The 13,837-nt window shown below is 60.6% G+C and carries 14 protein-coding genes; 5 read left to right on the forward strand and 9 right to left on the reverse strand.

Annotated elements, in window-relative coordinates; translation table 11 throughout:
* Positions 1–286 precede the first annotated feature (286 nt).
* On the reverse strand, positions 287–496 hold the full coding sequence (locus tag JL39_RS14230) for a cold-shock protein (RefSeq protein WP_037151572.1): 210 nt from the start codon (positions 494–496) through the stop codon (positions 287–289).
* 467 nt (positions 497–963) lie between these two features.
* Between JL39_RS14230 and JL39_RS14235 the strand changes: the two genes are divergently transcribed.
* Complete coding sequence (locus JL39_RS14235) at positions 964–1,452, forward strand: YbaK/EbsC family protein (protein ID WP_037151873.1); 489 nt, start codon at positions 964–966, stop codon at positions 1,450–1,452.
* 78 nt (positions 1,453–1,530) lie between these two features.
* On the opposite strand, the gene JL39_RS14240 is transcribed toward JL39_RS14235, so the two are convergent.
* The 5 genes from JL39_RS14240 to JL39_RS32155 all read right to left on the reverse strand — a co-directional run bounded on the left by JL39_RS14240 (position 1,531) and on the right by JL39_RS32155 (position 3,503).
* Positions 1,531–1,878, reverse strand: a complete 348-nt coding sequence (locus tag JL39_RS14240; protein ID WP_037151575.1) for a hypothetical protein — start codon at positions 1,876–1,878, stop codon at positions 1,531–1,533.
* Positions 1,879–1,956: 78 nt separating this feature from the next.
* The gene (locus JL39_RS14245) at positions 1,957–2,157 is read right to left on the reverse strand and encodes a hypothetical protein (protein ID WP_037151578.1); all 201 of its coding nucleotides are present in this window, start codon (positions 2,155–2,157) and stop codon (positions 1,957–1,959) included.
* 513 nt (positions 2,158–2,670) lie between these two features.
* Entirely contained in the window at positions 2,671–2,886 is a 216-nt protein-coding gene (locus JL39_RS14250) for a hypothetical protein (RefSeq protein ID WP_037151582.1), read from the reverse strand.
* 130 nt (positions 2,887–3,016) lie between these two features.
* Positions 3,017–3,199 (reverse strand): hypothetical protein, encoded by a 183-nt coding sequence (locus JL39_RS14255; RefSeq protein WP_037151584.1) that lies wholly within the window; start codon positions 3,197–3,199, stop codon positions 3,017–3,019.
* A gap of 130 nt (positions 3,200–3,329) precedes the next feature.
* Positions 3,330–3,503, reverse strand: coding sequence for a hypothetical protein (locus tag JL39_RS32155; RefSeq protein ID WP_200883955.1), 174 nt, complete (start codon positions 3,501–3,503; stop codon positions 3,330–3,332).
* A 211-nt stretch (positions 3,504–3,714) separates the two neighbouring features.
* Between JL39_RS32155 and JL39_RS14260 the strand changes: the two genes are divergently transcribed.
* The 4 genes from JL39_RS14260 (at position 3,715) to JL39_RS14275 (ending at position 10,948) form a co-directional block, all read left to right on the forward strand.
* Positions 3,715–6,108 (forward strand): transglycosylase domain-containing protein, encoded by a 2,394-nt coding sequence (locus JL39_RS14260; protein ID WP_037151587.1) that lies wholly within the window; start codon positions 3,715–3,717, stop codon positions 6,106–6,108.
* Between the two features lie 205 nt (positions 6,109–6,313).
* Entirely contained in the window at positions 6,314–8,215 is a 1,902-nt protein-coding gene (gene dnaK, locus JL39_RS14265; RefSeq protein ID WP_037151589.1) for a molecular chaperone DnaK, read from the forward strand.
* Between the two features lie 95 nt (positions 8,216–8,310).
* Positions 8,311–9,450 carry a molecular chaperone DnaJ gene (gene dnaJ / locus JL39_RS14270; protein ID WP_037151876.1) on the forward strand — a complete coding sequence of 380 codons (1,140 nt, stop codon included), beginning with the start codon at positions 8,311–8,313 and terminating at the stop codon, positions 9,448–9,450.
* A 316-nt stretch (positions 9,451–9,766) separates the two neighbouring features.
* On the forward strand, positions 9,767–10,948 hold the full coding sequence (locus JL39_RS14275; protein ID WP_037151591.1) for a low temperature requirement protein A: 1,182 nt from the start codon (positions 9,767–9,769) through the stop codon (positions 10,946–10,948).
* A gap of 5 nt (positions 10,949–10,953) precedes the next feature.
* Here JL39_RS14275 and JL39_RS14280 read toward each other — a convergent pair whose 3' ends face one another.
* The 3 genes from JL39_RS14280 to JL39_RS14290 form a co-directional block, all read right to left on the reverse strand.
* On the reverse strand, positions 10,954–11,160 hold the full coding sequence (locus JL39_RS14280) for a SlyX family protein (protein WP_037151594.1): 207 nt from the start codon (positions 11,158–11,160) through the stop codon (positions 10,954–10,956).
* Complete coding sequence (locus JL39_RS14285; RefSeq protein ID WP_037151596.1) at positions 11,153–11,686, reverse strand: cupin domain-containing protein; 534 nt, start codon at positions 11,684–11,686, stop codon at positions 11,153–11,155. The genes JL39_RS14280 and JL39_RS14285 overlap by 8 nt, the downstream gene beginning before the upstream one ends.
* 72 nt (positions 11,687–11,758) lie before the next feature.
* A complete protein-coding gene (locus tag JL39_RS14290; RefSeq protein ID WP_037151599.1) occupies positions 11,759–13,258 on the reverse strand; it encodes a globin-coupled sensor protein in 1,500 nt (499 codons plus the stop codon).
* Positions 13,259–13,837 lie beyond the last annotated feature (579 nt).

Here is a 13,837-nt window from a genome sequence, read left to right on the forward strand (position 1 = left end):
TGCGATCTTCAGTAAGATCACTCCGGCTCCAGCGGTCATCGTCTCGCCAAATGGAAAACATTCCGTTAACGCGGACATGAAAACCATTTTAGAGACGGCACGGTCGCCCGTATTTGCCGTTACACACATCATCGCCAGGCCTTCTCAAGCCCCGACCATGCGGTGCGTCGGAAATGCTGTTGAGCAACAGATGGGGATGATCATCAGCTTCTGCAAGAGACGAACTGGAAACATCAAAAAAGGCCGGACAAGCCGGCCTTTCGAAAAGCGTCGGTTGTCGCGCTGATCAGGCCGCCTGGAGGCGATCCGCCGAAACCTTGCCCGAACGCTTGTCGCTGACGAGTTCGTAGGAGAGCTTCTGCCCGTCCTTGAGCTGACCGAGGCCAGCGCGCTCCACAGCGGAGATATGAACGAAGACGTCCTGCGAACCGTCGTCCGGCTGAATGAAGCCATAGCCCTTGGTTGCGTTGAACCACTTTACAGTACCGGTCGCCATAACGATGCCTTTCTCTTGCAAATGACCGACTATTCCGCGCCTAGGCGCATGGGAACGTTGAAAGTTTCGTATTTGAAGGAGAGATCGTCGCAGGCGAGGCAAATGAGCCAAGTGCTGGCTATCAAACAAATATCGATAGTCGAGGATTTAGTGCCCGCAGCGGCACGCGTCAAGGCCGGCTGACACTTGCAGATGTCTTGAAATAACAAGCCGTCAGCTTCGCCAAAAGCAGAAAGCCCGGCGCGGGAGGAGGTGCGCCGGGCTTCTGAAACTGACCAACAACCGGGAGGAGGAGGTGTTGCTGGTCCCATCGTGGGCGCTCGGGAGGAGGAGTGCGCCCGTCGATGATTTGGTTATACAGGATTGAAGCTCAAAAAACAGCCAAAATTTTGCACCGCAGCAATGCAAGAATTGCATAGCTTTCTTCCTTGCTTGCGATACGCCTTTTCCTGGGCCATGTTTCGCTCATGAGTCTCGAATCCGTCCGCGCCTTCTTCGCCACCCGCGCTCCCGATATCGAAGTCATCGTCACCGAGGAAAGTTCCGCCACGGTGGCGCTTGCTGCCGAAGCCCATGGCGTGGCACCTGAACAGATCGCCAAGACGATCTGCGTGCGCGCGGGCGAATCGACGGCGCTTGTCGTCATGTCAGGCACAAGCCGGCTCGACAACCGGAAATTCCGGGATCGTTTCGGCGCAAAGCCGCGGATGCTCGGCAGCGAAGAGGTCATGGCGATCACCAGCCATCCGGTCGGCGGCGTCTGCCCGTTCGGACTTGCAACGCCGGTGCCGGTCTATTGCGACGTCTCGCTCCGAAAATTTTCCGAAGTCGTGCCGGCGGCGGGCGCGATCAACGCCGCCGTCTGTATCAGCCCGGACCGAATGGCGGACCTGACCGGAGCAATCTGGGTCGATGTCAGCCAGGACCCGGCATCGAACGGCGAAGCAACCTCCTGAAAGCGCGCCGCGTCACGGGCCACGCTTTCAGTTTCCGGTCTTTCCGCACCTGCCATCCGGAAACGACTTCCTCTTTTGCTAGAAGCGGTCGTTGATATAACGACGGTACCACGCCTGTTTGCTGTCGGCCGCGGCGGTCGCGACGACATAACCGATCGCAAAGCCGATCGCGCCGATCAGAGTAAAGAGGGTGGTCGTGGCGGCAGGATGTTCCCTGATCGTGCCTGCGACCGAAGAGGCCTCGTGCTGGACGTAACTTGCCGCACCGCTGGCACGTTCTGCGATCTTGCCGTAGGCCATGCCGGTCTTTTCAGCGAAAAGCTCGCGCAGGCTGGCGATCTCGGAGCGCAGGGTTGCAATCTCGTTGCCGAAGTCTTCGCTGGGCTCGTGGTCGAAAGACGACCTATTTCTGACTGGCTCTGCCATACCGGCCTCCTTGTGGGTTGATCGAGAGATCGGTCAACTGCGGAAGGCCGGATAGGTTCCTCTTTTCAGGAAAAGAGCCTACCGGCTTTTGGCCAGGGCCTCGGCTAATGCCGCCAGCTTTTCCTTGTCATCCGAGCCTTTTTGCAGGGAGTTCACGAGGATCAGCGCGAGCGCTTCGGCGTCGGGGCTGGTCTTGTCGATCCGGTGCTCGGCGCAGGCCTGGTCAAAAACCTGCTGCAGCAGGTTGAGCTGATCCGGATTGACAGGCTTGCGGATCATTTGTGTAGACATCGAATGTGCAGACATAGGACCTCGCTACATCTCGTCCGATCGGCAAACATATCCCTTCGGCCTGTTTCGCAACGAAAACCGGAGACGATCATCGGCGGCTTTTTGCGACAGACTTGCGTCGAACTTGCCGTCACCCGAGGAGCGACAAGGTCTCGGACCGAAGGCCACCTAACGTGAGACTTTCCTAATAAATTGGCAACAACAATTAAAGAGGGGTAGATTATTAGGGTAGACGCGTAGGGATTTCTACCTAGAGCACGCCGCGATCTTCCAGATTCGCTTGACCCGCTTCAGCTCCCTGTTTTCCGCCTATCGTTATCGCAAACCGCTGCACACTTTTGCGCGCGGCATGCTCTGCGGCCCTGCTTGCGTCAAGCCGGCATCGCGAGGATTTTCTGCCCATGGCCATCTCCTTTTGGAGACGGCACCCGGGCGGGACGGCCGGTTTCTCCCGCAAGCACGATGAACCCGCGCCGTGCGGGGGGCCGGCGCGGGCGGCGACTATTCGGTGGCTTCGGTCTTCTGTCCTTCGGCCTGCCGGCGCTTCAGCACCGCAGCCTGCTCATTGTGCGCGCCCGTTGCCGGAATTGCGATGCTCGCCGTGGTAACCTCCCTGTCCACCTTCGCGGAGGCCGTCACATTATGGTTGGGGCATTCCGCAAGGGCTGCGGATGACGACAGACCAAGCACTGCGGCGATTACGAGAAATGTCTTCATGTCACTCTCCTTTCGCTGTGATTGCGAGAGCAGGTTACCCCGCAATGCAATGAACCCGAAATCACGAATTTTCGTCTTCGAGTGCCATTATCCTGCCGTTTTCCCTGCTCCGTCGCTCGCGCCGAGCCAATTACATCAATTTCGAAAGGGTTTCGCGGTTCACGAATATATTCGTCTTTCCGGCTTCATAAGCCGGATGGCTGAATTCAAACGGTGGCTTTTCGGGCATCTCAAGGGCCTGCTTGATACTGACAAGCCCAACGGGAACAAACTCGTCCCCTTTGCGGACGACCGCCTCGACGATCTTGTACATTTCCTCCCCTCCTCCAGGGCGGAGTCCATCACAACACGGACCCTGCCCGCATTTTCCATACAGAAGCGGCTTTTTTAAGGTGAGGGAAGTAAAACTCCGAACTTCCACCCGGAAACAACTCCCGGATGCCTCAATGCAGGTCCAGTGGAAGCTGGATACCTTTCGGAATATTCGGTTTACGCTGGCTGGCGACCTGAATCTTCTGGAATATCTCGCGCCGACGCTCCGCCTCCGTCTCGCGGATTGCCCGGGATGCCGCAACGGCGGCCATGGCGCGCTCAATCACCTGTTCGGCTCTGGTCATCCTTAATTTCCTTTGCGGTAACTCCTTTGTTCTCTTTTTGTTCTCATGAATCGGAACCGATGTCAAGCTTCTCATGGCTGGAGTGGTGAAAGAACCTTCCTTTACCCCTCCTTAAATCGCCGCATTTAGAGTCCAGCGAAGGCCCGGGCGATCGGACAATCGAGTAACGGCCTGTTTTGACAGGCGAGTAACGGGGGTACGCCGGCTCATCATGGCAGCCAGAGGCAGATCAGACAGGCGCGTTGAACCGTCCTTCGAGGGCCCGCGGGCGCGTGACGATATCCGTCTCGACGCGGACGAGCGTATCCTGGGCACGGGACGGCCTGTCAGACGTCCGCCGAAAGCGGAAAGAGAAGACGACCGCGCCGAGCGCCCGGAACGTCCTCGCCCCTCCCGCAGGAAGGCGTCTCAACGCCGGGGAGGCGGCGGCTTCTTCGGCCCACTGCGTTCCCTCGTCTACTGGTGCATCGTACTTGCGATCTGGGGCGGCATAGGCGTCGGCGGCCTTGTCCTTTATTATGGGGCGCAGATGCCGGCCGCCAGCACATGGTCAATCCCGGACCGTCCACCGAACATGAAGATCACGGCGATCGACGGCTCCGTCATCGCCAACCGCGGTTCGACCGGCGGCGAGGCGCTGGCGCTCGAGGAAATGTCGCCCTACCTGCCGCAGGCGGTAATCGCCATCGAGGACAGGCGCTTTTATTCCCATTTCGGCGTCGATCCGTTCGGCCTTGCGCGCGCGCTTGTCAACAATCTGACAGGCCAGCCGATCCAGGGCGGTTCGACCATCACCCAGCAGCTCGCCAAAAACCTTTTCCTGTCGCCGGAGCGCACTTTCGAGCGCAAGATACAGGAAGTGCTGCTCTCGTTCTGGCTGGAGCACAAGTTCAGCAAGGACCAGATTCTTGCCATGTATCTGAACCGCGTCTTCTTCGGTTCGAATGCCTACGGCGTGGAAGCAGCCTCCCGGCGCTATTTCAACAAATCCGCCCGCGACGTGAATCTCGGCGAAGCCGCAACGCTCGCCGGCCTTCTCAAAGCGCCTTCCCGCCTGTCGCCTGCCCGCGATCCGCAGGCAGCGGAAGCCCGTGCCCAGGTCGTGCTCGGCGCCATGCGCGAAGAAGGGTATATCACCGACAGCGACCTCAAAACCGCCATGTCGCAACCGCCGGCCAAGGCGAAAAGCTACTGGTCCGGTGCGCAGCACTATGCAGCCGACATGGTCGTCGACGAAGTGAAGGGCCTGATCGGTGAACCGAAGGTCGACATTGTCGTGGAGACCACGGTCGACCTCAGGCTTGAAGAAGCCGCCGAGAAGGCATTGAACGATGTCCTGAAGAAGGAAGGCGGCAAGCTCAATGCATCGCAGGCGGCCCTCGTTTCTGTCGACGCGACGGGCGCGATCCGCGCGCTGGTCGGCGGCCGGGATTATGCGGAAAGCCAGTTCAACCGTGCGGTCAAGGCGAAGCGCCAGCCGGGCTCGGCCTTCAAGCCCTTTGTCTATGCCGCAGCATTGGAGGCAGGCGCCCGGCCGGATTCCATCCGTAACGACGCGCCGGTGAAGATCGGCAAATGGACGCCTGAGAACTTCGACGAGAAATATCGCGGCGATGTCACGCTGGCGTCGGCGCTTGCGCAGTCGCTCAATACGATTGCCGCGCAGCTCGTCATGGAAGTCGGACCGGAGAACGTGGTGAGCCTCGCACATCGGCTGGGGATCGATTCCGACCTGCAGGCCAATGCCTCGATCGCGCTCGGCACATCGGAAGTGTCGCTGGTCGAGCTCACCTCGGCTTACGCCTCCTTCATGAACGGCGGCTACAAGGCGACCCCGCATATCGTCAAACGCATTCTCGATACCGACGGAAAGGTTTTGTACGAGGCCGATTACACCAATCCGCCGCGCGTCTTGAGCGAACCCGTGGCGGCAACGATGAACAGCATGATGAATCGCGTCATCAACGAGGGCACCGGCAGAGCAGCGCGGCTGGACGGATGGCAGGCCGCCGCCAAGACCGGCACGACCCAATCGTTCCGTGACGCGCTTTTCGTCGGCTATACCAGCATCATGACGACGGGCGTGTGGTTCGGCAACGATGACGGCGCCTACATGAAGAAGGTGACGGGCGGCGGATTGCCGGCCAGGGCCTGGAAGGAATACATGACGGCGGCGATGAAGGGTTATACGCCGACGCCGCTCTTCGCCACCGGCCGCGGGCTTGTCCTGCCGCCTCCCGCAGCCCAGCCGGCGTCCGAGCCGACGACGATCGGAGACATTATTTCCGGCATCCTTCCCGGATCCGCCCGCCGTGCGCAGGAGGAACTTCCTCCCGATTATCCGCCGGCGCCAAGGCCTCCCGCCCAGGACTCCGCCTCCGTCGAGCGCACCCCCTACAAGGACCCCACCTATGGCAATCTCGTGCCGCCTGCCGATGTGCCGGGGCGCGACTACCGTCAGTATCGCGGCCCCTATGACGCGCCCGCTCCCGTTCCACCCGGGGAAGTCGGCGGCGGCCCCGTTCCACCCGGTGAGGTCGGCGCCACAGGCTCCACCGGCCAGCCGCGACAGACGACGCTCTTCGACATCCTCATGGGCCAGTGAAGCGCGCTCGCAAAAGGATGGAGCAAAGTCTTATATTTGCTGAGATACAGGCGATTTCTCGCCTTGCAGTCGGAAAAACCCGTCCTTATATACGCGGCATGACCGCAGCTGGTGCTGCGAAATCTGAAAGACCATCCCAGTCGAGGAACTGTCAAGGGAATGCCTGAACGGGGTTCCGACGGTTCGCTTAAAGGAGAGAGAAGAAATGGCAAAAGTAATTGGCATCGACCTCGGCACCACCAATTCCTGCGTCGCCATCATGGACGGCAAGGATGCGAAGGTGATCGAAAACGCTGAAGGCGCACGCACCACGCCCTCCATGGTCGCATTCACCGATGATGGCGAGCGCCTCGTCGGCCAGCCGGCAAAGCGCCAGGCAGTCACCAACCCGACGAACACGCTTTTTGCTGTCAAGCGCCTGATCGGCCGCCGCTACGAAGACCCGACCGTCGAAAAGGACAAGGGCCTGGTTCCTTATCATATCGTCAAGGGCGACAATGGCGACGCCTGGGTCGAAGCCCAGGGCAAAAAGTATTCTCCGTCGCAGATTTCCGCGATGGTTCTTCAGAAGATGAAGGAAACCGCCGAATCCTATCTCGGCGAGAAGGTCGAAAAGGCCGTCATCACCGTTCCGGCCTACTTCAACGACGCCCAGCGCCAGGCCACCAAGGATGCCGGCAAGATCGCCGGTCTCGACGTTCTGCGCATCATCAACGAGCCGACCGCGGCGGCCCTCGCCTATGGCCTCGACAAGAAGGACGGCAAGACGATCGCCGTCTACGACCTTGGCGGCGGCACCTTCGATATCTCCGTGCTGGAAATCGGCGATGGCGTCTTCGAAGTGAAGTCTACCAACGGCGACACCTTCCTCGGTGGTGAAGACTTCGACATGCGCCTCGTCGAATATCTCGCAGCCGAGTTCAAGAAGGACAACGGCATCGATCTCAAGAACGACAAGCTTGCCCTGCAGCGACTCAAGGAAGCTGCCGAAAAGGCCAAGATCGAGCTCTCGTCCTCGCAGCAGACCGAAATCAACCTGCCGTTCATCACGGCCGACGCTTCCGGTCCGAAGCACCTGACGATGAAGCTCACCCGCGCCAAGTTCGAAAGCCTGGTCGACGACCTCATCCAGCGGACCGTTGCTCCGTGCAAGGCAGCGCTCAAGGATGCCGGCGTCACCGCCGCCGAAATCGACGAAGTGGTTCTCGTCGGCGGCATGAGCCGCATGCCGAAGGTGCAGGAAGTCGTCAAGCAGCTGTTCGGCAAGGAGCCGCACAAGGGCGTCAACCCGGATGAAGTGGTCGCCATGGGCGCCGCGATCCAGGCCGGCGTTTTGCAGGGCGACGTCAAGGACGTTCTGCTCCTCGACGTGACCCCGCTGTCTCTCGGAATTGAAACGCTTGGAGGCGTCTTCACCCGCCTGATCGACCGCAATACGACGATCCCGACCAAGAAGTCCCAGGTCTTCTCGACCGCCGAGGACAACCAGCAGGCCGTGACGATCCGCGTGTCGCAGGGCGAGCGTGAAATGGCCGCCGACAACAAGCTGCTCGGCCAGTTCGACCTCGTCGGTCTTCCGCCGGCTCCGCGCGGCATGCCGCAGATCGAAGTCACCTTCGACATCGACGCCAACGGCATCGTGCAGGTTTCCGCCAAGGACAAGGGCACCGGGAAGGAGCAGCAGATCCGCATCCAGGCCTCTGGCGGTCTCTCCGACGCCGAGATCGAGAAGATGGTCAAGGACGCCGAAGCGAACGCCGAAGCCGACAAGAAGCGCCGCGCCGCGGTCGAAGCCAAGAATCAGGCCGAGAGCCTGATCCATTCGACCGAAAAGTCGCTTTCGGAATACGGCGACAAGGTCTCCGAGACCGACCGCAAGGCCATTGAGGACGCCATCGCTGCCCTGAAGACTGCCGTCGAGGCTTCCGAGCCGGATGCAGACGACATCCAGGCGAAGACGCAGACCCTGATGGAAGTGTCCATGAAACTTGGTCAGGCCATCTATGAGGCTCAGCAGGCGGAAGACGCTTCCTCCGAAGGCGGCAAGGACGACGACGTCGTCGATGCCGACTACGAGGAAGTGAAGGACGACAAGAAGTCCGCCTGATAGCCGGTTGCCTGATGGCAAGACCTCGACCATAGTTGACAGTGTATCCGGCTGCCTTCGTGCAGCCGGAATCCTTTCCGGAGCCGGTTACCTCCATGGCAAAAGCAGACTTTTATGAAACGCTGGGTGTCGGCAGAACGGCTGACGAGAAGGAACTGAAGAGTGCCTTCCGTAAGCTTGCCATGAAATATCACCCGGACAAGAACCCGGATGATGCCGAGGCCGAAAAGAAGTTCAAGGAGATCAACGAGGCCTACGAGACCTTGAAGGATCCCCAGAAGCGCGCGGCCTACGACCGATTCGGCCATGCCGCCTTCGAGCAGGGCGGAATGGGCGGCGGCTTCGGCGGCGGCGGGGCCGGCTTCTCCTCGGCCGGCGGCTTCTCCGATATCTTCGAAGACATCTTCGGCGAGATGATGGGCGGCGGGCGTGCCCGGCGCTCGGCCGGCGGTCGCGAGCGCGGCGCCGACCTTCGCTACAATATGGAAATTTCGCTGGAAGAAGCCTTTACCGGCAAGACGGCGCAGATCAGGGTTCCGACCTCGATCACCTGCGATGTCTGCTCCGGTTCGGGCGCCAAACCCGGCACGCAGCCGAAGACCTGCCCCACCTGCCAGGGCTCGGGCCGCGTGCGTGCAAGCCAGGGCTTCTTCTCGGTCGAACGCACCTGCCCGACCTGCCACGGCCGCGGCCAGACGATTACCGATCCCTGCACCAAGTGCCACGGCCAGGGCCGCGTGACCGAAGAGCGTTCTCTGTCGGTCAACATCCCGGCCGGCATCGAAGACGGCACCCGCATCCGCCTGCAGGGTGAAGGGGAAGCCGGCACGCGCGGCGGTCCCGCGGGGGACCTCTACATCTTCCTGTCGGTGAAGCCGCACCAGTTCTTCCAAAGGGACGGGGCGGACCTTTATTGCGCCGTGCCGATCTCCATGACGACGGCAGCCCTTGGCGGCACGTTCGACGTGGCGACGCTCGACGGAACGAAATCCCGCGTCACGGTGCCGGAAGGCACGCAGCCCGGCAAGCAGTTCCGCCTGAAGGGCAAGGGGATGCCGGTGTTGAGATCCAGCCAGACGGGCGATCTCTATATCCAGATCCAGATCGAGACGCCGCAAAAGCTCACCAAGCGGCAGCGCGAACTCCTGCAGGAATTCGAATCCCTCTCGTCGAAGGAGAACAATCCGGAATCCACCGGCTTCTTTGCCAGGATGAAGGAATTCTTCGACAACTGAGTTCGAAACCAGAACTGAAGAAAATACGCCGGTCCCCAAAGGGCCGGCGTTTTCCGTTCATGCCGGCGACTGGATGGACGAACTCGCGAGTACCATCGCGAAGAGAAAGAGGCAGGCGGCCGCGCCTTGCCCAGCTGCAGGCATAACCACCGAGCGCCATCAGCGTGCTGGTGGCCCGTTCCAACGCGTTTTCGATCTCCAGATATCCAGGCGCTTCCTCGTTGGCATTGGTCAATCGTTTCGACTTTCACGGTTGCCCCTCCTGCGTCCGGACCAGCGCCCTATCTACCTCGGTTATCCAGCGCAGGGAGCTCGCATGACCGAGAGCGGACAACAATGGCTTCGGCAGGACGACCAGGAAGCCACCAGGGCGAGCTTTCCGGAGCTCTTCTTCGATCTGGTTTTCGTGTTCGCGCTGATCCAGCTCTCCGAGACGCTTGCCGCCGATTTCACGTTCGGCATCGCCGCCGAGACGTTTCTCTTCATCTTCGCGCTATGGTGGGTCTGGATTCACACGACATGGATCACCAACCTCCTGAACACGGAGATCACGCCGGTCCGGCTGCTGCTCTTTGCCATGATGTTCCTCGGCATCGTGCTGGCGATCACGCTTCCCCGCGCCTTTACCGATATGGGCCTTGCCTTCGCGCTCGCCTATTCGGCGATGCAGATCGGCCGCTCGCTGTTCGCGCTCTATGCCTTCCGGCAGGCGGGCGATACCGCCTCGTTCATGACCCTCCTCAGGATCACCGTCTGGCTCTTTCTGTCGAGCGTCCTTTGGATCGCCGGCGGTCTTTCGGAACCGCGCCTGCGCGTCATCCTGTGGATTGCAGCACTTGCCATCGAATATATCGGTCCGGTGCTGCGCTACTGGTTGCCGAGGCTCGGTCCCTCGCCTCAGGAAACGCTTGATATCAGCGGAGAACACCTCGCCGAACGTTGCGCGTTGTTCGTCATCATCGCGCTTGGCGAGACCATCATCACCACCGGCAAGAATGCCTCCGGCCATCTGGAGATCGAAGCCACGTCGCTGGTCCTGCTCTGCGCATTTTTGTCCACAGTGCTCATGTGGTGGATCTATTTCCACGACGGACAGGAGCGTGCCGCCGACAAGGCGGAAGAGACGGCCGAACCGCAGATCATCGCCCAGCAGCTCTTCACCTACGGCCATCTGCCAATCGTCGCAGGGATCATCCTGACGGCGGTCGGCGAGGATTTCAGCCTGTCGCATCCCGAAGAAACGGGATCGTATAGTCATGCTCTCGCGCTGCTCGGCGGCCCTATCCTGTTTCTCGGCGGCACGACCTTGATGAAGACCATGGCCTCACGCTACGTCCCCTATTCGCACGTCACCGGCATCATCCTGCTTGCCGCCTGCTTCCTGCTCGTTCCCTTCATCGCGAATTTCCTCACGCAGGTACTCGCGAGCACGATCCTGCTTGTCGTCGCCCTATGGGAATATGTGGCGCTGAAACGGTTTCGCCGCGCCGCCGCCTGAGCGCCTCAGTAATGTGGCGGCCTGGTGACCGGCGCCGCTTCCCTCGAGGCTTCCTCCAGCTCCAGGAACCGCTCCGTCAACCGGTCGAGCTTGATGCGGGCCTGCTCGAGCGCCTTCCATTGGCCGGCGACCTGGTCGGACAGTTCCTCGATCACCTTGGCCTGATGGGCGGCAAGCTCCTCGAGCTTCACCAGCCTTTCCTCGTCACTCATCGCTGGCTTCCTTCGCCGCCTTCCAGGCGCGCACCGCATCGGGCATGCCGTCATGCCTCCCAAGCGGGCGTACCGGTGCATCATCCCACCAGTCGGAGCGGATCGGCTTCATGTCCAGGTTCTTCGGATAGAAAATACGATTCTCCGGCTTGCTGGCTTCCCCGACCACCAGCAGCCGCACTTCGGCTTCGGTGTTGTTGATGAAAGTATGAGCAACCCCCGTGCCCGCTGGAAAGCCGACGGAGTCGCCGGGTTTCAGCCGATGGATCTCGCCGTCCAGCCAGGCATCCGGCGTGCCCTCGATGACGTAGACGAATTCCTCCTCCAGGCTCTCTGCGTGCGGGAAGGAGGAACGGCGGCCGGGCGGTAGGCGCTCGTGATGGATGCCGAGCCGGGTCAGGCCGAAATGCCGGGCAAGTGCCGCACCAAAGCCCATCAGTTCGTCATCGCCCCGATAATGCCCCTCGGTCGGCTTTTCGACTTCGGCCCAATGGGCGATGCAGGAAGGTCGGTCCTTGTCGGTCATGGCGCAATCTCCCCTTGGAAATTGGCCGACACTAACCGACCGGGACCGGCCGGTCCATGTGGATTTCGAAGATCAGGCTCGAAGGCGCGGCCGCTCCATGCGCATGTCCCGGGCGCCCTTCGTCTTGAATCGGGCGACAAGCGAAGCGAGGCGGTTGCTGATGCCGACCAGGCTCTGGGCCGTCGCATTGGTCTCTTCCATCAGTGTTGCATTCTGCTGGGTGATCTGATCCATGCTGCGGATTGCGGAATTGATCTCGTTGATGCCCGACGCCTGCTCCTGCGCCGATTGCGCAATGGAGTTGATATGTTCGTCGATGGACTTTACTCGCCCTCCAAGGCCTACAAGGGCCTGGCCCGTCTGGTTGACGAGATCGACGCCCCGGTGCACGTCGGCCGAGGACTGGTCGATGAGTTCCTTGATCTCCTTGGCAGCAGCTGCTGAGCGCTGGGCAAGCTCGCGCACTTCCTGGGCGACGACCGCAAAACCCTTGCCCTGTTCGCCTGCGCGGGCGGCCTCGACACCCGCATTCAAGGCGAGCAGATTGGTCTGGAAGGCGATTTCGTCGATCACGCCGATGATCTGGGTCATTTTCTGGGAAGATTGTTCGATGTCGCCCATGGCGGCAACGGCCTCTTCCACCACCTCGCCCGAGCGAACGGTCTCCGTTGCCGACTCCCGAACGATCGTCTGGACCTCCCGCGTGCGTTTGGCCGACTGAGTCGCAATAGTAGTGATCTCTTCGAGCGCCGCCGCGGTCTGTTCCAGGGCCGATGCCTGCTGTTCGGTGCGTTTGGCCATGTTATCGGCAGCCGATGAAATGCCGCCCACTTCGGCACGCACCTGCTCGACCGAGGTATTGACCTCCCGCATGGCGGTATCCAGTTCGGCGACGGAAGAGTTGAAGTTCTGCCGCAGGGCGGAAAAATGCGGCGCCAGTTCCTGCCAGAGTTCCGCCGTGAGATCGCCGTCGGCAAGGCTCTTCAGCGCCCCGTCCAGCGCGGCCAGCGCTGTGTCCTGTTCGGCCTTCGCCTTTTCGCGCTCTGCCTCCGCCTTTTCACGTTCTTCATTCAGCGCCTGCAGGTAGACGGAGATGCTGTAATCCATGTCGATCAGCGCGGCCTTGATGATGGCCGTGAGGTTTTCGGAAAGGGCCTTTGCCTTCCTGTCCTGGAAAAATCCCTTCATTTCTTCCTTGATCACCGCGCGGACAAGGCCGTCCAGAACCATCGCATAGCCGCCGATATACCAGCGTGGTTCGAGGCCGAGGCGCGCGTGAACGCGGCCGATGGCAGAGACGGCGTTTACGTACTCGCCGTCGTACTTGCCGGACGCGATGACTGCCCAATGATTGGCCTGCCGGCTTTTCGCATGGGCGATGTGGCCATCGTTGGAGAAGAACTTCGCTGTATGAGGATTGGCTTTGACCTTTTGGTAAAAGGCATCAAGCGAACCTCCCACGGCCTGCTTGATGATCGGCTGGAGATTGGCAAGGTGACGTCGCTCTTCCTCACCAAGACCTGCAAATTCCAGGCGGTCTTTCAAGTCGGCGCTAAAGTTTGGATCGGTCATGGGGGCTCCGAGACGGCGAGATACGGGGTGTTCCAAACAGGGTTGGCTGATTGCTACTTTTCGTCATCGAGTTTTAACGCGCTGTTAGCCATGCCCCCTGAATTTTCAGCATGCATAAATTAGCATTGCTTTTGAAAAGCACTGATTCTCCGGAAAACAGAACCTCTGATCACCGCGCAGGCATGCAGCCAGTCGGCGTACCTGAAATGTGCAAAGCAGGCGCGAAACGCTCCCCTCCTCCAATGACATCAATGTCTTGAGCCCCTTCGCTTTCACGCTCTTCCAACCCGTGTCTACAATCTCCTCGCTTCCGTCGCCGGAGTGTTTCGCGAGACGTTCGCGGGCAGGCGGGAGCCGGCGCTTCCATTTGAACCGTAACGTGCGGGGAAGGTGGAAGAGGTGAAAACCATGGAGCGCAGGCCGAAAGGCAGGCGCTCCTATCAAGCCTCCCCCTGGCCGCCGGGTCAGGTTCGGTTGAGCCGTGCAAGTGGTGAGCCTGTCCCGAAAAGACGGGCGTGAACAAGACCACGCAGCGAGGCGAGATGATCACCTGTAGGGGCTGGACACCCCGAGAGAACG

Origin of the sequence: Rhizobium sp. YS-1r, from assembly GCF_000757525.1 — a bacterium.
Taxonomy (GTDB): Bacteria; Pseudomonadota; Alphaproteobacteria; order Rhizobiales; family Rhizobiaceae; genus Neorhizobium; species Neorhizobium petrolearium.

Bases quoted from the DNA above. Each gene is read 5' to 3' on its own strand.
- JL39_RS14250 (WP_037151582.1), bottom strand. From the start codon at position 2,886: ATGAAGACATTTCTCGTAATCGCCGCAGTGCTTGGTCTGTCGTCATCC.
- JL39_RS14245 (WP_037151578.1), bottom strand. From the start codon at position 2,157: ATGATCCGCAAGCCTGTCAATCCGGATCAGCTCAACCTGCTGCAGCAG.
- JL39_RS14275 (WP_037151591.1), top strand. From the start codon at position 9,767: ATGACCGAGAGCGGACAACAATGGCTTCGGCAGGACGACCAGGAAGCC.
- dnaJ (WP_037151876.1), top strand. From the start codon at position 8,311: ATGGCAAAAGCAGACTTTTATGAAACGCTGGGTGTCGGCAGAACGGCT.
- JL39_RS14230 (WP_037151572.1), bottom strand. From the start codon at position 496: ATGGCGACCGGTACTGTAAAGTGGTTCAACGCAACCAAGGGCTATGGC.
- JL39_RS14240 (WP_037151575.1), bottom strand. From the start codon at position 1,878: ATGGCAGAGCCAGTCAGAAATAGGTCGTCTTTCGACCACGAGCCCAGC.
- JL39_RS14260 (WP_037151587.1), top strand. From the start codon at position 3,715: ATGGCAGCCAGAGGCAGATCAGACAGGCGCGTTGAACCGTCCTTCGAG.
- JL39_RS14290 (WP_037151599.1), bottom strand. From the start codon at position 13,258: ATGACCGATCCAAACTTTAGCGCCGACTTGAAAGACCGCCTGGAATTT.
- JL39_RS14285 (WP_037151596.1), bottom strand. From the start codon at position 11,686: ATGACCGACAAGGACCGACCTTCCTGCATCGCCCATTGGGCCGAAGTC.
- JL39_RS32155 (WP_200883955.1), bottom strand. From the start codon at position 3,503: ATGACCAGAGCCGAACAGGTGATTGAGCGCGCCATGGCCGCCGTTGCG.
- JL39_RS14235 (WP_037151873.1), top strand. From the start codon at position 964: ATGAGTCTCGAATCCGTCCGCGCCTTCTTCGCCACCCGCGCTCCCGAT.
- dnaK (WP_037151589.1), top strand. From the start codon at position 6,314: ATGGCAAAAGTAATTGGCATCGACCTCGGCACCACCAATTCCTGCGTC.
- JL39_RS14280 (WP_037151594.1), bottom strand. From the start codon at position 11,160: ATGAGTGACGAGGAAAGGCTGGTGAAGCTCGAGGAGCTTGCCGCCCAT.
- JL39_RS14255 (WP_037151584.1), bottom strand. From the start codon at position 3,199: ATGTACAAGATCGTCGAGGCGGTCGTCCGCAAAGGGGACGAGTTTGTT.